25 protein-coding genes are annotated in these 21,935 nt (G+C 68.0%); 15 read left to right on the top strand and 10 right to left on the bottom strand.

Features of this window, described 5'->3' with window-relative positions:
• Positions 1-27: 27 nt before the first annotated feature.
• Positions 28-924 (bottom strand): LysR substrate-binding domain-containing protein, encoded by an 897-nt coding sequence (locus VK92_RS14715; protein WP_048023562.1) that lies wholly within the window; start codon positions 922-924, stop codon positions 28-30.
• 162 nt (positions 925-1,086) lie between these two features.
• Here VK92_RS14715 and VK92_RS14710 point away from each other — a divergent pair, with 162 nt between their 5' ends.
• The 8 genes from VK92_RS14710 (at position 1,087) to VK92_RS14675 (ending at position 7,506) form a co-directional block, all read left to right on the top strand.
• Complete coding sequence (locus VK92_RS14710; RefSeq protein WP_048023561.1) at positions 1,087-1,938, top strand: ABC transporter permease; 852 nt, start codon at positions 1,087-1,089, stop codon at positions 1,936-1,938.
• A gap of 7 nt (positions 1,939-1,945) precedes the next feature.
• Positions 1,946-2,989: an ABC transporter ATP-binding protein gene (locus tag VK92_RS14705; RefSeq protein ID WP_048023560.1), complete on the top strand. Its 1,044-nt coding sequence runs from the start codon at positions 1,946-1,948 to the stop codon at positions 2,987-2,989.
• Between the two features lie 26 nt (positions 2,990-3,015).
• Entirely contained in the window at positions 3,016-4,104 is a 1,089-nt protein-coding gene (locus VK92_RS14700) for an extracellular solute-binding protein (RefSeq protein ID WP_048023558.1), read from the top strand.
• A gap of 10 nt (positions 4,105-4,114) precedes the next feature.
• Positions 4,115-4,945, top strand: coding sequence for an ABC transporter permease (locus VK92_RS14695; protein WP_048023556.1), 831 nt, complete (start codon positions 4,115-4,117; stop codon positions 4,943-4,945).
• A gap of 76 nt (positions 4,946-5,021) precedes the next feature.
• A complete protein-coding gene (locus VK92_RS14690) occupies positions 5,022-5,477 on the top strand; it encodes a TIGR00725 family protein (protein WP_231600585.1) in 456 nt (151 codons plus the stop codon).
• A 98-nt stretch (positions 5,478-5,575) separates the two neighbouring features.
• Positions 5,576-5,770, top strand: coding sequence for a YqaE/Pmp3 family membrane protein (locus VK92_RS14685; RefSeq protein WP_048023552.1), 195 nt, complete (start codon positions 5,576-5,578; stop codon positions 5,768-5,770).
• Positions 5,771-5,890: 120 nt separating this feature from the next.
• On the top strand, positions 5,891-7,207 hold the full coding sequence (locus VK92_RS14680; RefSeq protein WP_048023549.1) for a type II toxin-antitoxin system HipA family toxin: 1,317 nt from the start codon (positions 5,891-5,893) through the stop codon (positions 7,205-7,207).
• Between the two features lie 14 nt (positions 7,208-7,221).
• Entirely contained in the window at positions 7,222-7,506 is a 285-nt protein-coding gene (locus VK92_RS14675) for a helix-turn-helix domain-containing protein (RefSeq protein WP_048023547.1), read from the top strand.
• Between the two features lie 21 nt (positions 7,507-7,527).
• On the opposite strand, the gene VK92_RS14670 is transcribed toward VK92_RS14675, so the two are convergent.
• Positions 7,528-8,433, bottom strand: coding sequence for a LysR substrate-binding domain-containing protein (locus VK92_RS14670; protein WP_048023545.1), 906 nt, complete (start codon positions 8,431-8,433; stop codon positions 7,528-7,530).
• 100 nt (positions 8,434-8,533) lie between these two features.
• Here VK92_RS14670 and VK92_RS14665 point away from each other — a divergent pair, with 100 nt between their 5' ends.
• On the top strand, positions 8,534-9,229 hold the full coding sequence (locus VK92_RS14665) for a hypothetical protein (protein ID WP_048023544.1): 696 nt from the start codon (positions 8,534-8,536) through the stop codon (positions 9,227-9,229).
• A 135-nt stretch (positions 9,230-9,364) separates the two neighbouring features.
• On the opposite strand, the gene VK92_RS14660 is transcribed toward VK92_RS14665, so the two are convergent.
• From VK92_RS14660 to VK92_RS14650, 3 genes are read right to left on the bottom strand one after another with little or no spacing between them, the layout of a single operon-like run.
• Entirely contained in the window at positions 9,365-9,547 is a 183-nt protein-coding gene (locus tag VK92_RS14660; protein WP_042978028.1) for a hypothetical protein, read from the bottom strand.
• Positions 9,519-10,526 (bottom strand): cytochrome d ubiquinol oxidase subunit II, encoded by a 1,008-nt coding sequence (cydB, locus tag VK92_RS14655; RefSeq protein WP_021163567.1) that lies wholly within the window; start codon positions 10,524-10,526, stop codon positions 9,519-9,521. The genes VK92_RS14660 and cydB overlap by 29 nt, the downstream gene beginning before the upstream one ends.
• A 30-nt stretch (positions 10,527-10,556) precedes the next feature.
• Positions 10,557-11,978 (bottom strand): cytochrome ubiquinol oxidase subunit I, encoded by a 1,422-nt coding sequence (locus VK92_RS14650; RefSeq protein WP_021163568.1) that lies wholly within the window; start codon positions 11,976-11,978, stop codon positions 10,557-10,559.
• Positions 11,979-12,479: 501 nt separating this feature from the next.
• Between VK92_RS14650 and VK92_RS14645 the strand changes: the two genes are divergently transcribed.
• The 3 genes from VK92_RS14645 to ltaE all read left to right on the top strand — a co-directional run bounded on the left by VK92_RS14645 (position 12,480) and on the right by ltaE (position 14,544).
• Entirely contained in the window at positions 12,480-12,806 is a 327-nt protein-coding gene (locus tag VK92_RS14645; protein WP_021163569.1) for a hypothetical protein, read from the top strand.
• 13 nt (positions 12,807-12,819) lie between these two features.
• A complete protein-coding gene (locus VK92_RS14640; RefSeq protein ID WP_048023542.1) occupies positions 12,820-13,365 on the top strand; it encodes a YMGG-like glycine zipper-containing protein in 546 nt (181 codons plus the stop codon).
• 165 nt (positions 13,366-13,530) lie between these two features.
• Complete coding sequence (gene ltaE / locus VK92_RS14635) at positions 13,531-14,544, top strand: low-specificity L-threonine aldolase (protein WP_048023541.1); 1,014 nt, start codon at positions 13,531-13,533, stop codon at positions 14,542-14,544.
• A gap of 114 nt (positions 14,545-14,658) precedes the next feature.
• Here the strand turns inward: ltaE and VK92_RS14630 are convergent, their stop codons facing one another.
• Positions 14,659-14,871 (bottom strand): DUF1059 domain-containing protein, encoded by a 213-nt coding sequence (locus VK92_RS14630; RefSeq protein WP_042978387.1) that lies wholly within the window; start codon positions 14,869-14,871, stop codon positions 14,659-14,661.
• A gap of 166 nt (positions 14,872-15,037) precedes the next feature.
• Positions 15,038-15,943, bottom strand: coding sequence for an HTH-type transcriptional regulator ArgP (locus tag VK92_RS14625; RefSeq protein WP_021164296.1), 906 nt, complete (start codon positions 15,941-15,943; stop codon positions 15,038-15,040).
• Positions 15,944-16,229: 286 nt separating this feature from the next.
• Here VK92_RS14625 and VK92_RS14620 point away from each other — a divergent pair, with 286 nt between their 5' ends.
• From VK92_RS14620 to VK92_RS14610, 3 genes are all read left to right on the top strand, one after another.
• Entirely contained in the window at positions 16,230-16,883 is a 654-nt protein-coding gene (locus tag VK92_RS14620) for a peroxiredoxin (protein ID WP_048023540.1), read from the top strand.
• A 151-nt stretch (positions 16,884-17,034) separates the two neighbouring features.
• Positions 17,035-18,105 (top strand): rhodanese-like domain-containing protein, encoded by a 1,071-nt coding sequence (locus VK92_RS14615; RefSeq protein ID WP_048023538.1) that lies wholly within the window; start codon positions 17,035-17,037, stop codon positions 18,103-18,105.
• Between the two features lie 127 nt (positions 18,106-18,232).
• Entirely contained in the window at positions 18,233-18,892 is a 660-nt protein-coding gene (locus tag VK92_RS14610; RefSeq protein WP_021164299.1) for a glutathione S-transferase family protein, read from the top strand.
• 99 nt (positions 18,893-18,991) lie between these two features.
• Here VK92_RS14610 and VK92_RS14605 read toward each other — a convergent pair whose 3' ends face one another.
• The 3 genes from VK92_RS14605 to VK92_RS14595 all read right to left on the bottom strand — a co-directional run bounded on the left by VK92_RS14605 (position 18,992) and on the right by VK92_RS14595 (position 21,764).
• Complete coding sequence (locus VK92_RS14605; protein WP_021164300.1) at positions 18,992-19,684, bottom strand: phosphatase PAP2 family protein; 693 nt, start codon at positions 19,682-19,684, stop codon at positions 18,992-18,994.
• 465 nt (positions 19,685-20,149) lie between these two features.
• Complete coding sequence (locus VK92_RS14600; RefSeq protein WP_021164301.1) at positions 20,150-20,788, bottom strand: 2-hydroxychromene-2-carboxylate isomerase; 639 nt, start codon at positions 20,786-20,788, stop codon at positions 20,150-20,152.
• 154 nt (positions 20,789-20,942) lie between these two features.
• Positions 20,943-21,764, bottom strand: coding sequence for an IclR family transcriptional regulator (locus VK92_RS14595; protein WP_048023535.1), 822 nt, complete (start codon positions 21,762-21,764; stop codon positions 20,943-20,945).
• Between the last annotated feature and the right edge of the window lie 171 nt (positions 21,765-21,935).

The raw sequence follows: 21,935 nt of genomic DNA, 5'->3' as shown, positions 1-21,935 counted from the left end.
CGTGCGGCGGCGCGCGCCGTTTCCGACCTACGCGCGCGCCGATTCTTCCAGCATCCAGTTCCTGAACCGCCTCAACGCATCGCTCGTGTCGAGACGCTCCGGCGCGTAGCAGAGGTAGTGTCCCTGCGCGTCCACGTCGACCGGCGCGTCGAACGGCTCGACCAGCGTGCCGGCCGCGAGATTGTCGAGAATCAGGAAGCGTGGCACGAGGGCGATCCCGAGCCCGGCCTGTGCGGCCTGGATCAGCACCGAATACTGCTCGAAGCGCGGCCCGGCCAGCGCGTTCATCTGCGACGCGCGGTGACGCTCCGCCCATGCGGACCATGCGATCTCCGCCTGCTCGTGCACGAGGCGCGGTGCGGCCACGACATCGGCGGGCGCGTGCAGCGCATGCCGGTCGGCGAATTCGCGCGAGCAGACCGGCACGAACGTCCGTCCGCCCAGATAGTCGCTTCGCACGCCTTCCCATCCCCCGTCGCCGTAGCGGATCGCCGCGTCGAGCCCGAACGGAAACACGTCGCCGGGCGCGAGATGGCGGCGAAAACTCAGCGTGACATCCGGCGCCGTGGCGAGAAAGCGCGTGAGCCGCGGCAGCAGCCACTTGGTCGTGAACGTCGGCACGCTCGCGATCGTCAGCAGGTCGCTGTTCTCGCGTGCGCTCAGCAGTTCGATCGACGCGTTGCCGATTTCGCGCAACGGCCCGACGACGCGCGCGTGATACACCTGGCCCGCCCGCGTGAGCGCGAGGCCGCGCCCCTCGCGCACGAACAGCTTCACGCCGAACAGTGCCTCGAGGTTCGCAATCTGGCGGCTGACCGCGCTCGGCGTCAGGCCCAGTTCGCGGGCCGCGTAGGAGAAGTTCAGGTACTTCGCGGAAGTGGCGAATGCGTGCAGCTCCGCCACGTTCGGATACAGGTGCTTCATGGCGGGCTGTTCCGTCCTTGCACAGATCGATGCGCGCTTTTTACGTTTTTTTCATGACGATGCCATGTCGAAACCGCACACTGCGCCGGCTTCGACAACGCATTTGGACCACGTCCGGCGGGCGTTGTGCGATGTTTTCCCCGATCGTCAGCGAGTGTGTTCATGCATCCGTCAACCGCCCCGGCATTGGCCGACGGTGTTCCGATTCGTCTTAACAGACCGGCGCATCCGCGTATCGGCCGCCTGTTGCTGCAGGCGCTGCTCGCGGTGTTCGCGCTCTACCTGCTGCTGCCGATCGCGTTGCTGCTGATCGGCGCCGTGGGTGAATCGTGGACGAACACGTTGCTGCCCACCGGTGTCACCGGGCACTGGTTTGCCGATCTGGCCGCGAACCGGAGCTTCACCCGCGCGTTCGGCACGAGCTTCATCGTCGCGCTGGCGTGCTGTGCGCTCAACGCGGCGATCGGCCTGCCGCTCGCGTACGCGCTGCACCACCGCGCGCAGGCCGGCGGCGGGTTCGCGACGCGCGTCGTGATGCTGATGCCGGTTGCCGTGCCGGCGCTGACACTCGGCTTCGGCTACATCGCGATCTTCAGCGGCGACACGCTGCCGTGGCTCGGCACGTTGCCGCTGATGATCGCGGCGCACGCGGTGCTGACGTTGCCGTATCTGCTGCAGACGCTGCTCGGCGACCTGCGTCACCTCGGCCTCGCGCGGCTCGAGGCCTGCGCGGCGACGCTCGGCGCGACGCCGCTGCGCCAGTTCGTCACGATCGTCCTGCCGAACCTGCGGCACAGCCTGTTTTCCGGCCTCGTGATGGTGGCCGCGCTGTCGATCGGCGAATTCCAGATCTCGAACCTGATCGCCGGCTTTCGCTACCGGAATTATCCGATCGTGTTGCTGCAGGCGTTCTACGGCGCGACAGGGATGGCGTGCGCGGCCACCGTCGTGCTGCTCGTGCTCGCCGTGCTCGCGACGCTCGTCTCCGTCGGCACCGTGCAACGTTTGAAGTGAGTCATCCATGAGTCTCGAATTCGAACACGTCAGCTTCCAGTATCCGGGCGCCCGTCACGGCGTCGACGACGTCACGCTGTCCGCCGCGCAGGGTGAACTGCTCGCGGTGATGGGGCGCAGCGGGTCCGGAAAATCCACGCTGCTGAGGCTCGCGGCCGGGCTGCTCGACGGCTGGCGCGGCCGCATCGCGATCGGCGGCGGCGACGTGGCCGGCGTGCCGGTGTGGCAGCGCGAAGTGGGAATGGTGTTCCAGCACTACGCGCTGTTCCCGAACCTGTCGGTCGTCGACAACGTCGCGTACGGGCTGAAGATGCGCGGCGTGGCGGCCGACCTGCGGCGCCGGCGCGCGCTCGACATGCTCGAGCGCGTCGGGCTGTCGGCCCATGCGACGCGCGGCGTCGCGATGCTGTCCGGCGGCCAGCAGCAGCGCGTCGCGCTTGCTCGGGCGCTCGTGATCGAGCCGAAGCTGCTGCTGCTCGACGAGCCGTTGGCGGCGCTCGATGCGGGCATCCGCCATCAGCTGCGCGACGAGATCCGTGCGCTGCAGCGCGCGTGCGGCGCGACGACGCTGTTCGTCACGCACGACCAGGACGAAGCGCTGAGCATGGCCGACCGCGTCGCGATCGTCGACGGCGGTCGCGTGCTCCAGGCCGGCACGCCGCGCGACCTGTACGAGCGTCCGGCTACCGCGCAGGTCGCGCGTTTCGTCGGGCATTCGACGCTGCTGCGCGGGCGGGTGCTCGCGCACGGCGAAATCGACGTGCGTTTCGCGACGCTGCGCGCGGAAACGGGAGCGCATCGACCGGGCGAGGAAATCGCGGTGCTGGTGCGGCCCGAGCATGTGCAGGCCGATCCGCCGATGCAGAGCACGAATCGCATCGAAGGCCGACGCGGAGAGGTGCGTTATTTCGGCGCGACGCAGCGCTATGACTTCATGCCGGACGGCTCGGCCGACGTGCTGCTGTGCGAGGGGCGCGAGCCCGCCGCGCACAGCATCGCGATCGAACCGCGTCATCTGCTCGTGCTGCCGGCATCGCCGGACGCGCACTGATTTCTTTCGTTCAACGGAGATTCACGATGCTTGCAGGCTCCCCCCTTGTGAAGGCCATGCGCGCCCGCGTGCTGGCGCTGTGCGCGCTCGCGGCGCTCTCTTGCGCGGCGGCGCAGGCCGCGCCGCTGTATCCGGGCGAAGACGCGCTGTACGCGAAGGCGGCCGACGAAGGGCTCGTCGTGTCGTTCGATACCGGCCCCGAGTGGGCGAACTGGAAGGCGCTGTTCGCCGAATTCCGCAAGCGCTACCCGAAGGTCGAGATCACATACAACGACATCGGCTCGGCCGCGACCGTCGTTGCGCTCGACAAGTCGCGCCGCCGTCCGCAGGCCGATACCGCGTACTACTTCGCGGCGTCGGCGCTCGATGCCGCGGGCAAGGACGTCGTCGCGCCGTTCCGGCCGGTCAACTTCGACAAGCTGCCGGGCGTGTTCCGCTCGGCGGACGGCCGCTGGTTCGCCGTGCATTCGCTGAACATCGCGTTCCTCGTCAACCGGAAGCTCGTCAAGAACGTGCCGCAGCGCTGGTCCGACCTGCTGAAGCCCGAGTATCGCAACGCGGTGGTCTATCTCGACCCGCGTTCGACCGGGCAGGGCCAGGTCGCGGTGTTCGCGGCCGCGTATGCGAACGGCGGCAGCGTCGACAACCCGAAACCGGGCGCCGACTTTTTCGGCAAGCTGAAGCAGGCCGGCAACGTGCTGCGCGTCGAGGGCACGACGCCGTACGCGAAGTTCGTGAAGGGCGAGATTCCGATCCTGATCGGCTACGAGAACGACGGCCTCAAGGCGAAGTACGCGGACGGCATGGGCGACGCGGCCGACGTGGTGATTCCGCAGGACGGCAGCGTGTCGGCGCCGTATGCGATGAGTCTCGTGAAGAACGGCCCGAACCCGTCCGCCGCGCAGCTCTGGCTCAACCTCGTGATGAGCGACGTCGGGCAGGCGCTGTTCGCGCAAGGCTATGTGCGCCCGGCGGTGCCCGGCACGCCGGTCGCACCGGAGGTCGCGGCGAAGCTGCCGAACGCGCCGCAGGTGCGTCCGCTCGATGTCGCCAAGGCGGCGGGGCGCAAGGCCGAGGTCGACCAGCTCTGGTCGCAGGCCACGCTCGGCCAGTAAGGGGCGCGGGATGCAGGCTTCCTTGACGGAACGCGGCGTACTGCGCCGCTTCGGCGCGCTGCCCGCCGCGGCCTTGCTCGCAGTGTGCTTCGTGCTGCCGCTGGCCGCGCTGGTCGATGCGGCGTGCACGGACGGCGGTCGCGCGTTCGCGGCGGTGTGGCGCGATCCGCTCGTCGTCGATGCGATCGCGCGCTCGCTGATGCTGGCGATCGGCGCCGGCACGCTGTCGGTCGGCGTGGGCGTGCCGGTCGCTTTCGCACTGGCCGGGCAGTCGCCGGCGCGCCGCCACTGGTCGCTCGCGCTGCTCGGCGTGCCGCTCGCGTTTTCCGGGCTGGTGATCGCGTACGGCTTCATCCTCGCATTCGGCCGCGCGGGCTTCGTGACCACGCTGCTGGCTGCGCTGGGCGCCGATCCGACCGTGGTCGGCGGCGCGATCTACACGATGCCGGGGCTCGCGGTCGCGTACGCGTACTACCTGATTCCGCGCGTCGCGCTGATGATCTACCCGGCGCTCGCGAATCTCGACCGGCGGCCGCTCGAGGCGGCACTGACGCTCGGCGCGCGGCCGTGGCGCGCGTGGCTCGACGTCGCGTGGCGCGAACTGTGGCCGTCGGTCGCGTCCGCGTGGTGCCTCGTCACCGCGATCGCGCTCGGCACCTACGGCACGGCGCTTGCGCTGGCCGGTACGCAGATCAATATCCTGCCGCTGCTGATGTATCTGAAGCTGTCGGACGGGCAAACCGATTTCTCGCAGGCGGCCGTGCTGTCGATCGTGCTGACGGCCATCTGTACCTGCGTTCTGGCACTGGGGGAAGGTCTTGTTCGCCAACGACGTCATTGAATCCGCGTGGTCCGGGCCGGTGCGCGACGCGCTCGCGCGACTCGCGCAGCGGCAACGCAGCGCACGCCGGCACCGGATGCCGGTCGGCTTGATCGGCCCGCGCGACGCGACGGATGAGCAGATACGGGTCGCGGAAAGGATTGCGTACGCGGTGGCGTCGACGGGCGTTGCGCTGGTCGGCGGCGGCAAGCAGGGCGTGATGGAGGCCGCCGCGCGTGGTGCGCACGCGGCTGGCGGCTGCGCGATCGGGCTGTTGCCCGAAGACGATGCGACGCTTGCGAATCCGTACCTGAGCGTCGCACTGCCGACCGGGCTCGGCATCACGCGCAATGCACTGGTCGCGCGTGCGTCGCTGTGCCTGATCGCAGTCGGCGGCGGGCTCGGCACGCTGTCCGAAATCGCGCTCGGGTTGCAGTGGGGCAAGCCGGTATTCACGATTTGCGGTGCGCCACAGGTCGCGGGCGTCGAGCGCTTCGACGACACGGACGCGCTCGTCGCGCGCGTCGCGCAGTGGCTGGCCGATTCGGCGTAACGCCGGCTCGCGCGTCGGGCACGGCCTTGAATTGACGCGCGCAACCCGCCATATTGGCTGCGTATCACCCGTTCAACGACGTACCGAGAGGATTGTTCATGCGCCTACTGCTTGCGCTGCTGCTGCCGTGGTTCCAGTTTTTCACGATCGGCCGCCCGATCGCCGGGATCATCTGCCTGGTCCTGCAACTCACGATCATCGGCTGGCTGCCGGCCGCGATCTGGTCGGTGTATGCGCTGAGCCAGTACAAGACCGACCGCAAGATCGACGCGGCGTTGCGCGAGCGGCGGTGAGCGGGCTCTGGCGGTAGCGGGAATCGTCAGGAGAAGCTTCCAGAAGCAGTTGTCATTTCGGCAGAAATTTATATAATTCATGCGTGCTTACCTGCATTATTTGTATAGATTTATGCGTAAATGAGGGCTTCCTGCACAATCCAGCTTCATGCCGATGGCAACTGGCACGATATCGGCAGCGTCACCCTGTTCGGCGAGCCTGACGAAGGGTGGCGCGGTCGCGCCTATTCGGGTTACGACGTCGAATGGATCGTCCGTCATCAGTCTGTTCGTGACGCGCACGCGATGTCATGCACGTTTCCGGTCGAACTCGAGCCGCTGGTGACGTCTCACTGGCCGGTTTTCCTGATCGATTTGTTGCCCCAGGGTTTCGGCCGCCAGGAACTGTTGCGCCGCCTCGATTTGCCGGAAACGGCAGAGGAGCGTGCCGACTGGCCACTGCTGCTCGCGGGAGCCGGTAATTCGATCGGCAATCTGCGGATCAAGGAAGCCGCGCAGTGGCTTGCCGAGCGCGAGGGGCCGCTGCAAGGTTTCACGGATGACGACGTGGCCATGCGCGGAGACGCGTTCAGCGAATATCTCGCCGAACACGGATTCTTCGTTGCAGGCTCCTCGGGCGTGCAGGGTGAATGGCCGAAGCTGTTGCTGACCCGCGCCGACGACGGACTGCTCTATCTCGATCACACGCTGCCCGACGCGCGAGCGGTCGCGCACTACATCGTCAAGTTCGGGCGTGGCACCAACGAGCGTCTTGCACAGATCCTGCGCCACGAAGCACCCTACATGGCTTTGGCCCAGCGCCTGGGCTTGCGCGTGCATGCGCCGCTCACGCTGCGTGATCGGGCGTTATTCATCCCGCGGTTCGATCGCGCACGCGTCGGCGACGGTGTTGTCCGGTTGGCCCAGGAAAGCATTGCATCGTTGACGGGCAAAGCCGGTTTCGGTGTCGTGCCGAGTCACGACGAGGTATGTGCGCATCTCGTCCGGCAATGCACGAATCCCCACACCGAGGTTGCCGAGTACTTGTGTCGCGACGTCGCCAATCTCGCGTTGGGCAACAAGGACAATCACGCGCGAAACACCGCCTTGCAACGCGATTTCGACGGGCATGTTGCGCTGACGCCGCTTTTCGACTTTGCACCGATGTATCTGCATCCCGACGGCATTGCGCGACGCATTCGGTGGGAAGGAAATGACGGCGGTCGGCCGGATTGGGAGCGGGTGCTCGATGCGGTTGTCCGGTCGAGCGAGCAGCACGCGGGAGAGGGGCAACCCGTGCTGGATCGTGACGCATTGCGTGCGCGGCTCCGTGCAATGGCACCGCGTTTGCAGGAGATCGCCGATCAGGGGGCGGATCTGGGCCTGGAACCCGATGTGCACGCATTTCTCAAACCGGGCCTGGAGCGGCTGGCCCGTGAACTGGATGCGTTGCGCTGAGCGGGAACGACACCATGGACAAACGCTATAACGCGATGTCGCTTCCGGAACAGCTCGCGCTGAGGCGGCAAGCGATCGAGGACGTGCTGGCGCACCCCGAATGGTCGCTGCGTGAATCGGTGCGCCATCTGAAGAAGACGATGCGGCTGACGAGCGCCGAAATGGCCAAGCTCGCAGGCGTGTCGACCAAGACGATTCAGGATATCGAGCAGGGCCGCAGTGACGGGACGGTACAGACGATGAATCGCATCTTTGGCATGCTGGGGCTCAAACTGGGTGTGGTGCGGCAGAACGCATAGCCCGGTAATGCCCATCGCCGGTTACTGCGGCGGCGGCCCATCCAGCGCCTCGGCCCGCGCGAACAGCCAGTCGATGAACGTGCGCAGCGCCGGATCGTCGTCGTTGCGATACAGGCAATGAAACGGCGGCCCTTCCAGGTGGACTTCCGGAAACAGCGCGATGAGCCGGCCGCGAGCGAGATCGTCGCGCACCACCGCGCGCGGCGCGAGGCATACGCCGAGCCCGCTTGCGGCGGCCTGGACCAACAGGAAAAACTCGCGATAGAACGGCCCGCGCAGCGTCTCGGTGGCGTCGGTGCCAGCCTGGTGGAACCAGTATTGCCACGCCTGCGGCAACCCCGCGTAGTGGAGCAGCGGCGCATCGCGCAGGTCCGCCGGCACGCGTACCCGTTCGAGAGCGGGATGGCCGGGCGCGCACACGGGTAACGCGACATTCGCGAGCAGCGGGCGCGACACGAAACCCTTGCGACGCAGCTCCGGCGTATAGCGGCGGATCACGATGTCGCACGTCTCGTCGAACTGGTCGCGCTCCATGTCGGCGCTCGTGACGAGCTGCACGTCGATGTCGGGATGCGCGGCCTGGAACACGGCCAGTTGCGTCAGCAACCATCCATGCGCGAATGACACGGATGCATTGATGCGGATCGAATGGCCGCCGACCGGCTCGAACATCTGCCCCGTCGCCTGCGCAAGCCGGCCGAGGCAGCTCGCGACGTCGACAAGATAATGCCGCGCGCGCGGCGTGAGCCGCAACGAGCGTCCGTCGCGTTCGAACAGCTTCTGCCCGAAGAACGATTCGAGCACGCGGATCTGCTGCGCGACCGCGCTCTGGGTCACGTTCAGTTCGTCGGCGGCGAGGGTGAGGCTCTGCAGGCGGCCGGCAGCTTCGAAGCTGCGCAGCGCGTTCAGGGGCGGCAATCGGCGCATCGTGAGATCGCGAAGAAAAGCTACACAGTGGGTCAAAAAATGTCGTTTGTGGCGGCCGGGGCGCCTCCCTATCATGGCGCCGACAGGAGAGAACGCCCCGATGACGATCATATCGCCACCCGACGCCCGGGCAACCGGATTTCGCCACCGTCTTCGCGTCCGGCGCGCGGCACGTCGTGCGACGAACCGCCCGGCCGCGGTGCCGCCCGTGCACGGCCGCGGCGCGCTGGCGCTCGCCTGTGCCGGACTGTTCGCGGCGCTGACCGGATGCGCGACGAAACCCGCCAACGAGCGGCAGATCGGCGACGGCGGATCGCTGGTGCGCTACAGCTCGAGCCAGACCGAAGTCGACCTGACCGATGCCGAGCAGCAGACGCTGCGCATGCTCAGCGACCGCCGCTATGCGGACGCGACGCAGGCGCGCGTGCTCGACGCGGTGGCCGGCGCGCTGCGTGCGCAGGGTTATGCGCCGGTGACGGTCGATCGCGATTCGGGGCTGGTGGAAGCGGGGCGCAGCGACACGCTGATCCCGAAGTGGCGTCAGCTGCTGCGCGGCGCGCTGAAGGCGCGCATCGGGATGCTGCCGACCAAGCCCGATCATGAACGCGTGACCGCGATCGTGACGGTTCGGGCGGGGCGGGACGCGCACGTCGCGATCGTGCGCGCGCGATTCGATCGTACGGTGTGGGATAGCGCCGGCGATTCGCGTACCAAGACCGTCATGGAGCCCGAGTACTACCAGGCGTTTTTCGCGGAAGTGGACAAGGCGATGTGCGCGACGAAGTGCGAGCAGTGAGCGGGGGGCGCGCCGGCGCGTGAAAGCGTGAATGCCGGGGAGGAGGATCGCCACGGCGGCGTGCCGGTGGCGAGCCGGAGGCGGATTGCGCGGAACGGGTCCGGCATGCGCCCCGGCGTGCAGCGCGGAAGGGGCCTACTTCACCGCAAACAGCGTCAGGTTCATGAAGATCTTGAACGCGTACCCGAGCGTGACGGCGCCGATCACGCCGCCGGCCCACAGCACGACGAACCACATCCAGCCGCGCATCCGCGGCCGGGGGGCCGCGGCGGCGGAGCGCCCGGCGGAATCAGTGGTGGTAGTAATGCTGGTCTTCATGGCGCACCTTGCCTCGGAATACCCAGTAACCCATCGTCGTGTAGGCGATGATGATCGGGAGGATAACCGCTGCGCCGACCAGTGTGAAGGTCTGGCTGGAGCGCGGTGCCGCGGCTTCCCAGATCGTCATCGTCTGAGGAATCGCATACGGGAACAGCGTGACGAGCAGGCCGACGTAGCCGAGCAGCACGAGCGCCAGCGCGAGCACGAACGGCGTCATGTCATGCCGGTTGCGCACCGCGCGGCGCATCCATACCGCGCACGCGGCGACCAGGAACGGCACCGGCAGCAGGCGCCAGAACAGCCCCGAATCGAACCAGCGCTGCGCGATGGCCGGGTCCTGCAGCGGCGTCCACAGGCTCACCACCGCGATGAAGCCGAGCAGCACGAGCGTCAGCGGCCACACGACGCGATGGAGGCGCCGCTGCAGGTCGCCTTCCGTCTTCGCGACGAGCCAGCAGCAGCCGAGCAGCGCGTAGGTCACGATCAGGCCGAGGCCGGTCAGCAGGCTGAACGGCGTGAGCCAGTCGAAGGCATCGCCCGCGAACACGCCGTCCTTCACGTTGATGCCCTGCAGGAACGCGCCGAGCGCGATCCCCTGGAACAGCGTCGCGCCGGCCGAGCCGCCGATGAACGCCAGATCCCACAGCTGCTTCGTGCGCCGCGCCTTCGCGCGGATCTCGAACGACACGCCGCGGAAGATCAGGCACACCAGCATGAAGATCAGCGGCAGGTACAGCGCCGACAGCACGGTCGAATAGACGACCGGGAACACCGCGAACAGACCGGCGCCGCCGAGCACGAGCCACGTCTCGTTGCCGTCCCACACGGGCGCGACCGTGTTCATCATCAGGTCGCGTTCCTTCTCATCCGGAAAGAACGGGAAGACGATGCCGATGCCGAGGTCGAAGCCGTCGAGCACGACGTACATGAAGAGCCCCAATGCGATGATCGCGGCCCAGATTACGGTGACGTCCATAGGTTTTCTCGTATGCGGAATGGGGTGGGCTCAGACGGTCTCGATCAGCTCGTCGACGGCCGACATCGGGCGGCGCGCGGTGTGATCGGGGCGCGTGTCGGGCATGTCGTGTTTCGGGTCGTGCTTCACGTCGGGCAGCGCGGGGCCGGCCTTCATCAGCTTCAGCATGTAGTACACGCCGGTGCCGAACACGAGGAAGTACACGATCACGAACGTCATCATCGACAGGCTGACCTGCTGCACCGACAGCGGCGACACCGCATGCGCGGTGCGCATCACGCCATACACGACCCACGGCTGGCGGCCCGCTTCGGTCGTGACCCAGCCCGCGAGCAGCGACACGAAGCCGGTCGGGCCCATCACGAGCGCGAAGCGCTGGAACCATTTCGATTCATACAGGCTGCCGCGGCGGCGCAGGAGCCACGCGAGCGCGGCGAGGCCGATCATCGCGATGCCGAGGCCGACCATGATCCGGAAGCTCCAGAACACGACCGTCGAGTTCGGGCGGTCTTCCGGCGGGAAGTCCTTCAGCCCGCGGATCTCGCCGTCCCAGCTGTGCGTGAGGATCAGGCTGCCGAGGTGCGGCACCTTCACCGCGTAGCGGGTCGTTTCCGCCTTCATGTCCGGGATGCCGAACAGGTTGAGCGCGGTGCCGCCCTTCTCGGTTTCCCACAGCCCTTCGATCGCGGCGATCTTCGCGGGCTGGTGCTTCAGCGTGTTGATGCCGTGCTGGTCGCCGATCACGGCCTGCAGCGGTGCGAGCACGAGCAGCAGCCACAGCGCCATCGAGAACATCTTCTTCACGCCCTTGTCGCGGCGGCCCTTCAGCAGGTGCCATGCGCCCGTCGCGGCCACCACCAGCGCGGCGACGATGAACGCGGCGATCGCCATGTGGAACAGGCGGTACGGGAACGACGGGTTGAAGATGATCGCGAACCAGTCGGTCGGCACGACGCGGCCGTCGACGATCTCGAAGCCCTGCGGCGTCTGCATCCAGCTGTTCGACGCGAGAATCCAGAACGTCGAGATCAGCGTGCCGATCGCGACCATCAGCGTCGCGCCGAAGTGCGCGCGCGGGCTCACGCGGTTCCAGCCGAACAGCATGATGCCGAGGAAGCCGGCCTCGAGGAAGAACGCGGTCATGACCTCGTACATCAGCAGCGGCCCGGTGACCGCGCCGGCGAAGCTCGAGAAGCCCGACCAGTTCGTGCCGAACTGGTAGCTCATCACGACGCCGGAAACGACGCCCATCCCGAACGCGACCGCGAAGATCTTCGACCAGAACAGGCAGAGGGTTTTGTAGTACTGCTTGCCGGTTTTCAGCCAGCGATATTCGAGGACGGCGATGAAGCTGGCGAGGCCGATGCTCAGCGCCGGAAAGACGATGTGAAAGGAGACGGTGAACGCGAATTGCAGGCGGGCCAGATCGAGGGCCGAAAGAGCGGTGTCCATACCAGTTGACCGAGGCTGACGATACCCGCCGGCGGGTGCCGGCGGACCCCGGCGGACGGGCGTCGGGGTTGGCTGGAGTATGGGACGCGATGTTGCACCGCGAAATGCGCCAACTCGTCGCAGATGTCCAGCCCGTCTCTCGCGATTCCGGGGTAAATCGTTGATTCGTATCAAGAAGCCTGTTTGCGGCGCGCGCGGCCGCGGCGTGGCGGTCTGACGCACGTGCGTCAATATGGCGCGTCGCGTCATCGGAACGGTTCGATGCGGGCGCGAACGCTGCGCGACACCGCCCCCTCGGCGCCCGCGCGCGGCCGAACCGTTGCGGTGCGTTATCGCGTAACGCACGCGCTCGGGCCGGCGGGCCGCGGGTGATGGGGTCTGTCACATCGGTAACGCCGCGCAACATTGGCGCGTGCGCCCGTAATGGATGACGGATCGCGCGCGGCGTAGCGTTCGGTATGTCGGGTTCGCATCGACGAACCGCCAGCCGGAGAACGTGACGTGAATGGATTGAAGCTCGCACTGGGCGCGGTGGCCGCAGTGGCGATCGCGACGGGCGGCGTGGCGCATGCCGCCCGGGTCGGGGTCTATATCGGCCCCGGCTACCCGTATTACTACCCCGTCGTCCCTGCGCCTTACTACTACCCGCCGCCCGTCGTCGCGGTACCCGTCGACCCGGGGCCGCCGCCCGAGTACGTCGAGAAAGGGCAGCCGCAGGACGACGGCGACGCGAACGTCTGGTACTACTGCGACGCGTCGAAGCATTACTACCCGCATGTGAAGACCTGCAAGTCGGGCTGGCGATCGGTGCCGGCACGGCCGCAGTGACGGAGGCGCGACGATGAAATCCCTGTTTCGACCACTGCGCGTGCCGGCCGCGCTGGCGCTGGCCGGCCTGCTCGGCGCGTGCGCGTACATGCCGACCGGGCCGAGCGTGATGGCGCTGCCCGGCACCGGCAAGTCGTTCGACCAGTTCCGCGCCGACGATGCGAACTGCCGTCAATACGCGTTCGAGCAATCGGGCGGCGTGAGTGCCGGGCAGGCATCGACCGCGAGCGCGGTCGGCAGCGCGGCCGTCGGCACCGCGCTCGGGGCGGCGGCCGGCGCGGCGTTCAACGGCGGCACGGGTGCGGCCGTCGGCGCAGGCGCGGGGCTGCTCGCGGGCAGCGTGGTCGGTGCCGGTGCGGCGCAAGGCTCGGCCTACGACATCCAGCGCCGCTACGACTACGGCTACCTGCAATCCATGTACGCGACCGGCAACCGCGTGCCGGTGCCGGGCGGGATGAGCGGCGGCGGTGGATACGGCGGTGGCGGATACGGCGGCGCACCGCGCGCGGCGCCGCCGATGCCGCCGGCGGGTGTCCAGCCGCCGCCGCCGCGCTACTGACGGCGGCCCGGGCGGCGGCGTGCCGCATCGCGTGCCGGTGCGCCGTGCACACGTCGACCGCCGGCCGTCGGCACACACACGCTGCGTGAATTGCGTACACTCTGAGTCTCGTTTCGGCAGGGCCGGGCGCATCGGTTCCGGTCCGCGTTTACCCAGGACTCAGCGATGATCGATTTACGCAGCGATACCGTGACACGTCCGAGCCAGGCAATGCTGGCCGCGATGACTGCCGCCGAAGTCGGCGACGACGTATGGGGTGACGACCCGACCGTGCTGCGCCTGCAGGCGGTGATGGCCGAGCGGGCCGGCAAGGAAGCCGGCCTGTTCTTCCCGAGCGGCACGCAGAGCAACCTCGCCGCGCTGATGGCCCATTGCGAACGCGGCGACGAGTACATCGTCGGCCAGCTCGCGCACACCTACAAGTACGAAGGCGGCGGTGCGGCCGTGCTGGGCAGCATCCAGCCGCAGCCGATCGAGAACGCGCCGGACGGCACGCTGCCGCTCGCGAAGATCGCCGCGGCGATCAAGCCGATCGACAATCACTTTGCCCGCACGCGCCTGCTCGCGCTCGAAAACACGATCGGCGGCCAGGTCTTGCCGGAAGGCTATGTCCAGGAAGCCACCGCGTTCGCGCGCAGCCGCGGGTTGGCGCTGCATCTCGACGGCGCGCGCGTGTGCAACGCCGCCGTCGCGTCGGGCCGTTCGATCGCCGAGCTGTGCGCGCCGTTCGACACCGTGTCGATCTGCTTATCGAAAGGGCTCGGTACACCGGTCGGCTCGGTGCTGGTCGGCAACCGCGTGCTGATCGAGCGCGCGCAGCGCTGGCGCAAGGTGCTCGGCGGCGCGATGCGGCAGTCGGGCATTCTCGCGGCCGCGTGCCTGTATGCGCTCGATCACAACGTCGAGCGGCTCGCGGACGATCACGCGAACGCCGCGCATCTCGCGGCGGGCCTTGCGCGCATCGACGCGGTGAAGGTGCTGTCGCACGCGACGAACATGGTGTTCGCGCAATTCCCCGAAGCCGATTGCGCGCCGCTCGAGGCGTGGCTCAAGGAGCGCGGGATCCTCACGCAGATGCTGTACGCGTCGCGCTTCGTCACGCACTGCGACGTGTCGCGCGCGGACATCGATACCTTCATCGACGCGGTCGGCGCGTATTTCGCGCAGCGCCGCGCGTAACGGGGAATGCGCCGGCCGGCGGGAGAGCCGGCACGAGGTGGCGCGAAGCAGGGAGCGAAGAGGCGACGGGGGCGACGAGGCAACCCGTCTGTCGATATCGGGCGAGCCGGCGGATTACGCTTGCCGGGGTGCGTCGGCGGGGGGCGTGCCGTCGCGGAACAGCGTTTTCAGCTGCGTGCGCAGTTCGGCGCTGTCGGTGTGCTGGTGCACCAGCACCGCATGCTGCACGGCGGCCTCCAGCAGTTCGTTGTCGGAGTCGGCGGAAATCGCGACCGAGCAGTTCGTCGCGCTGGGAAACTCGCGGCAATCGATATAGCGGCGGGACATGATGTTCTCCTTGCGGGAAAGGGAACGGCCGGATGTGCATGATCGGCCGCGCGGCGCGTTCGCGAGGCCGATGGAAAAAGTATAGGCGGCGCGGCAGGGTTTCTCGCTGCGATGCGTACCGCGCCGCGCGCCATGCACCGCCCCGGCGGTGTCGATCACCCGCGCGTCACGGCAGCGGCGCGAGCAGCCGGCGTGCCGCCTCGACGACGCGTTCCGACAACGACGCCATCGTCGGCGACTGCACGGTCCACGCGTGCCAGTACAGCGTGACGTCGGTCGGATGCGCGGGCGCGAGATCGACGAGCCCCTGCGCGTCGAGCGGCGCGGCGCCGATCAGCGGCTCCGGCACCATCGCGTAGCCGAGCCCGTGCCGCACCGCCGCGAAGTGCGAATGGGTGCCCGGCACGTAGTGGCACGGGTAGGCGCCCTCGGGCAGCCCGAATTTCTCCTTCAGGAACGACGACTGCAGCGTATCGCGCCGCGAGTACGCGACGACGGGCGCCTTGCGCGCGCTCGTGCGATTCAGCCCGCGCGGGAACCAGCGCACCGCGAACGCGGCGGCCGCGAGCAGCCGGTAGCGCATCGTGCCGAGCGGCGTCGCGAGACAGCCGCGCATCGGCTTCGGCTCGGTCGTCACGCAGCCCACCGCCATCCCGCTTTCGAGCAGCGCGAACGTGTGGTCCTGGTCTTCGACGATCAGCTCGAACAGGATGCGCTCGCCGGCGAGTACGGACGTCAGTGCCGGGAGAAACCACGTGCCGAGGCTGTCGGAATTGAGCGCGATCGTGACCGAGATCGGCGATTCGCGCTCGGTCGCGAGCGTGCTTTGCAGGTCGGCCTGCAGCAGCGCGACGCGGCGCAGGTGCTGCAGCACGCGCTGCCCGGCCACCGTCGGGCGGCACGGCCGCGTGCGCAGCACGAGCGGCGTGCCGAGGCTCGCTTCCAGTGCGCGGACCCGCTGCGTGACGGCCGATGCGGTCACGTGCAGGCGCACGGCCGCCTGCTCGAAGCTGCCCGTGTCGGCGACGGCCAGCAGTGCGGCGGCCTGCTTCGGATCGATCGTCATCGACATGTCGGTGGCATTCCTGTGAACGTAAGACGAGAAGAGCCGCTAGTGTAAGGCAGCCCGCACGCGCGCCCGGTTGCCGCGCATCGTGCTGCCGTGCCGCATTCGTCGTCGGAATCGGCCAAGACATCGCGCACACCGCGTCCCGGTGGCGCGCGCATTTTGAACTAGGCTATATGAACGCGCGGAACCCGGGCATGTGCCATGCCTGCACTCCGCGCGCGGACGATCGCGCGTCGCGCGCAAGCCGCGGCGCGGGCGTCGTGACGATTCCCATTTGACGGAGACGAACATGTCGATTCGACTAGGCGAGGACGCGCCCGATTTCACCGCGGAGACCACCGAGGGAACGATCCGCTTTCATGAATGGATCGGCGACCATTGGGCGATCCTGTTTTCCCATCCGAAGGATTTCACGCCGGTATGCACGACCGAACTCGGCTACATGGCCGGGCTCAAGCCGGAATTCGACAAGCGCAACACGAAGATCATCGGGCTGTCGATCGATCCGGTCAGCGATCACCGGAAGTGGGTGGCGGATATCGCCGAGACGCAGGGTCACGCGGTCAACTATCCGCTGATCGGCGACGACGAGCTGAAGGTCGCGAAGCTGTACGACATGATTCATCCGAACGCGGGCGGCGGCCCGCGCACGGCGGTCGACAACGCGACCGTGCGCTCGGTGTTCGTCATCGGGCCGGACAAGAAGGTCAAGGCGATGCTCGTTTATCCGATGAGCGCGGGACGCAATTTCGACGAGGTGCTGCGCCTGCTCGACGCGTTGCAGCTCAACGCGCAGCATACGGTGGCGACGCCGGTCAACTGGCGGCCCGGCGACGATGTCATCATTCCGACGTCGGTGTCGGACGATGCGGCCAGGCAGAAGTATCCGCAGGGCTTCCGGACGCTGAAGCCGTACCTGCGTTACGTGACGCAGCCGCGCTGACGCGCCGTGCCGGCCGGATGCCGGCAGTGCAGGACCACGACGGGGCGGCCCGCGCGGCGACAGTGGCGGCAGCGGCAGCGGCAGTGGCGGCGGCGGCAGCGGCGGCCCGGGCCGGACAATGCGCATCAACCAGCGACGGAGCGACTTCGCGATGATCTTCCGGCAACTCTTCGACCCGCAATCGTCGACGTACACGTACCTGCTCGCCGACCCCGCGTCGCGCGAAGCACTGCTGATCGATCCGGTGTTCGAGCAGGTACGCCGCGACGCGGCGCTGCTCGACGAGCTCGGGCTGCGGCTCGTCGCGACCGTCGACACGCACGTGCATGCCGATCATGTGACGGGCGCGTGGCTGCTGAAGCAGCGCACGGGCAGCACGATCGCGATCTCGGCCGCGAGCGGCGCGCAGGGCGCCGATCGTTACCTGAACGACGGCGACCGCTGTGCGTTCGGCGCGCGCTACCTGACCGTGCGCGCGACGCCCGGCCACACGAGCGGCTGCATCAGCCTCGTGCTCGACGACGAATCGATGGCGTTCACCGGCGATTGCCTGCTGATTCGCGGCACCGGCCGCACCGACTTCCAGCAGGGCGACCCGCGCGCGCTGTATCGCGCGGTGCACGGCCGGCTTTTCACGCTGCCGGCCGCGTGCCTGCTGTATCCGGCGCACGACTATCGCGGGCTCACGGTGACGAGCGTCGGCGAGGAGCGGCGCTTCAATCCGCGCCTCGGCGGCGATCTGAGCGAAGACGATTTCGCGGGCTACATGCGCAACCTCGGGCTCGCGCACCCGCGCCAGATCGATGTCGCGGTGCCGGCGAACCTTCAATGCGGCGTCGCCGCGAACGCGCCCGATGCGCAGGCGGCACCCGACTGGGCGCCGCTCGTCTACACGTTCGCGGGGTTCTGGGAAATCGATCCGCAATGGCTCGAGGATCATTTGCAGGCGGTGCAGGTGGTCGACGTGCGCGAGCCGGACGAATTCACGGGCCCGCTCGGCCATCTGCCCGGCGCGACGCCGATTCCGCTCGGCGAACTGGCCGCGCGTGCCGGCGAGATCGCGCGCGACCGGCCGGTCGTGACCGTGTGCCGGGCCGGCGGGCGATCCGCGCAGGCGACCGTGATCCTGCTGAAAGCCGGCTTCGACACGGTCGCCAATCTCGGCGGCGGGATGCTGCGCTGGCGTGCCGAGGGGCGTGTCGTGATGGACGGCCGGTCGTAACGGCACAAGTCGCACGACAATAATTAATTCCGGACCGCTGTCGAAACGGCCGGGTGCCGTTCGTCGTCAAGGTATCCGATCACGTGGCGCCGCACGACGCGGCGCCGAAACCCGGAGAGACCGCACGATGATACCGACGCTTTACGCCCATCCCTTTTCGTCCTACTGCCAGAAGGTGCTGACCGCGCTGTACGAGAACGGCACGCCGTTCGCGTATCGCGTGCTCGCGCACGACGATCCGAAGCCGATGCAGGAACTGGCCGCGCTGTGGCCGCTGAAGCGCTTTCCGGTGCTCGTCGATGCCGGCCGCACCGTGATCGAGGCGTCCATCATCATCGAGTACCTCGGCCTGAACCATCCGGGCCCCGTGCGGCTGCTGCCCGATGATCCGCACGCAGCGCTCGAGGTGCGCACGATGGATCGTTTCTTCGACAACTACGTGTCGACGCCGCAGCAGAAGGTCGTGTTCGATGCGCTGCGCCCGGAAGCCGAGCGCGATGCACGCGGTGTCGCCGATGCGCGCGCGATGCTCGACACGTCGTATGCGTGGCTGGACAGGAAGATGGCCGATCGCGAATGGGCGGCCGGCGACCGCTTCAGCCTCGCCGACTGCGGCGCGGCGCCGTTCCTGTTCTATGCGGACTGGACGCACCGGATCGATCCGTCGTTCGCGAACGTGATCGCGTATCGCAAGCGTCTGCTGGCGCGGCCGTCGTTTGCGCGCGCGGTCGACGAGGCACGGCCGTATCGTCCGTTCTTTCCGCTGGGCGCGCCCGATCGCGACTGAACGGCGCGGGCGTCGCGCGGCGCGCCGACGCCGCGCATGGCCGGCAGCGCGTGCCGGGGCGACGGAACGAAAGCAGCGGCAGCATCGCGGCGTCTCCCGTTACATCGTGCGGGTGGCCGACTGCGCGAGCGTCAGCAGTTCGTCGAACTGCGTGATCAGCTCGAAGCACAGCAGGAACGCGAGCGTATAGGCCGGCGCGGGGAAGCGCCGGATCGTCGCCAGCACCTGCGGCGCGAAGCGCGAGCGGATCGCGTCGCGCGTCAGCAGCCATGCGATCGCGATGCCGATCGCGGCGCCGGCGATCAGGTCGGTCGGGTAGTGGAAGCCGAGATAGGCGCGCGGTACGCAGATGAACACGACCGCATACAGCAGCGCGAGCACGCCGACGCGGCGCGCGATGATGAAGATGCCGGTGGCGATCGCCATCCACAGCATCGCGTGATCGCTGGGAAACGAACTCCATGCCTGCAGCGTGGCCGCGCGCAGCCCTGCCGACGGGAAGTGCAGGTGCAGTTCGGGGTTGTAGATCGGCCGCACGCGGAACGGCAGCACCTGGGCGAGCAGCCGGCCGAACGCGAGCGCAATGAGCCCGCTCGCGATCGTCGCGACGACCAGTTCGCGCTGCCGTTCGCGGTTCGGGCCCGGCTGGAACCACAGCCAGCACAGCACGGGAATGAGCACGAAGCCCTTGAACGTGTACAGGCCAGCGATCACGCGGATCGCATGATTCATCAGCGGTCCGAACGTGATGTGGGTGAGGAAGGTCTGGATCGTGGTGTCGAAATTGTTCATGTCGTGCGATCCCGGCGGACGCCCGATGCATTGCGCGCGGCCGGCCGGATCTGGAAGCGCGCTCGCACCGGAGCGCAACGGGGGGCAAGTATGGTCACCCGTTATTTCGAAGAAAATGCGAAAAAATACCGGGAATCCCCTGATGAAACGGGGCTGTGCGATGGGGCCGGATGGGCGGGCGCCGTGTGGCGGGGGGATCGGAATCGTCCGATATTTCCGCGTCGATGCGCGCGGCCATCGGAAAAATAATCGGTAGAACTGGACAGTCGCGCGGGCCGGTGCGGTTCTCGCGCCGGATGCGCGCGAATCTGCCGGGTCGCGCGGCGTCATGCGTGCGCCGATCGAAAATAAAAGAAAAGGCGGGCAAGCCCTGTGGGCCTGCCCGCCATGGGCGTGCGGTGCGGAAATTCAGCGGCGCCGAATTCGTGCCGTGAGCGCCGTGAGCGCCGGCCGGCCGCGGCGCCGTCAGCCGCGCCGGATGCCTTCGGGCAGTGCGCTGATGCGGCGCACTTCGGGCGAATCGAGCCACGTGCGCGACGTCGCGCAGTCGGCGAACATGTCGGTCGCATCCTCGCCCCAAAACAGGTCGCCGTCGAGTTCGAAGGTCGGCACGCCGAATACGCCGTGCGCGATCGCATCGTCGGTGTTCGCGCGCAGCGCGTCCTTGACCGGCTGGGCTTCGACGGCCGTCACGCCTTCCGGGAAGCCGACGGCTTCGCACAGCGCGGCGAAGCCTTCCGGCGTCGACACGTCCTGGCCGTCGCGCCAGATGTGCCGGAAGATCCGGCGGATCGCGTCGGGTGAACTGCCCATCGCGATCGCGAGACGCAGCGGCCGGATCGGATTGAACGGGTGCGCGGGCGGCATCCGGAATGCAATGCCGAGCTTGTCCGCGCGATATTGCGCGTGGCGATAGGTGAAGACGCGTTTCGCCGCGATCTCGGCCGGCGCTTTCTGGCCCCAGTGTGAGAGCAGTGCGCCGAGCACGATGGGCCGCGGCTCGAATGCGGCGGCGGCCGGCAACCGGTCGAACTGTTCCTGCTGCAGGTACGCGAACGGCGAGACGAAATCGAAATACCAGCTGGCGGTGCGCGCGGCGTTCATGGTGGCTGCCCTCATGGGTGTCCGGTTGGCGGTGGCACGCGCGGCACGCCCGCGGGCGGCGCGCGATGCAGGCATCGGCGGCCAGTGTCGCACGCGGCTGCCTTTTGCGTTGTAGCGTTGTAGCGCTGTTGCGTGGCGGTGCACGCGCCGCCGGTCACGACGCCGTGTCGTCGTGGCCTGCTGCCGACGCGAACTGCGCGAGGCTGTCACGTACGGCCGGCGCGTCATAGCGTGCGCCTGCGCCGCCGAGCGCCACGGTCGCCTTCTGCGCGAGCGGCAGCAGCATCGCGAGCGCTGCCGCCATGGCCGGTGCGGCGGCGAGCCGCGATTTCGGGCCCGATACGGTCAGCGCGCCCACACACTCGCCGGCCGCACCGAACACGGGTACGGACGCCGAAGCCGTCTCGGGGTCGCGCTCGCCGTAAGACGCGGCCCAGAGTCGTTCGCGCACGTCGTGCCATTGCGCATCCTGCGTGTCGGTGAACGCCAGCAGCACCTTCCCGGACGCGCCCTGGCGAACCGGAAATTCCTCGCCGACACGAATCGACACGCGCACCGCGCGGGCGGGCTCGACCCGGTACAGCACCGAGCGCATGTCGCCCTGGCGCACGTAGAACGATGCCGTTTCGCCGAGTTCGCGGCTGAGCGTTTCGAGCAGCGGCTCGACCACCGGGCCGACCCGGAACGAACGCTGGTACAGCGCGGCGAGCCGCAGCGGCTCGTGCCCGATCGCGTACTGGCCGTCGTCGAGCTTGCGCATGAAGCCGCCATGCTCGAGCGCGGCGAGCAGGCGCAGGATCGTGCTCTTGTACAGCCCGGTGCGGCGCGACAGCTCCGCGAGCGACAGCCGGTCGTCGGTCTGCCCGAAGGCGCGGAGGATCGCAAACGCGCGATCGAGGACGGCGACGCCGCTGGACGCTTCTTCGGCCGGCGAATCGGGCTCGTTGCCGGCGTGATCGGTGTGAGTCGTAGGCACTGCCTGCTTCCTTCAGAGGATGATCGGCCGACTATATCGTTCTGTCTGGCAGAACTCAAGTTCCAGAAAATCGCAATTTCACGGGTATACCCCGCTTACAGCACGTTCGACGCACGCTTAGAGTTCTATCAAACAGAACGATGTTCTTTCAAATAGAACGATGGAGTACCA

Origin of the sequence: Burkholderia sp. LK4 (genome assembly GCF_001043615.1) — a bacterium.
In the GTDB taxonomy this organism is placed as follows: Bacteria; Pseudomonadota; Gammaproteobacteria; order Burkholderiales; family Burkholderiaceae; genus Burkholderia; species Burkholderia cepacia.
Note: the sequence above shows the minus strand (reverse complement) of the source record. Positions and strands in the feature narration are given on the sequence as shown.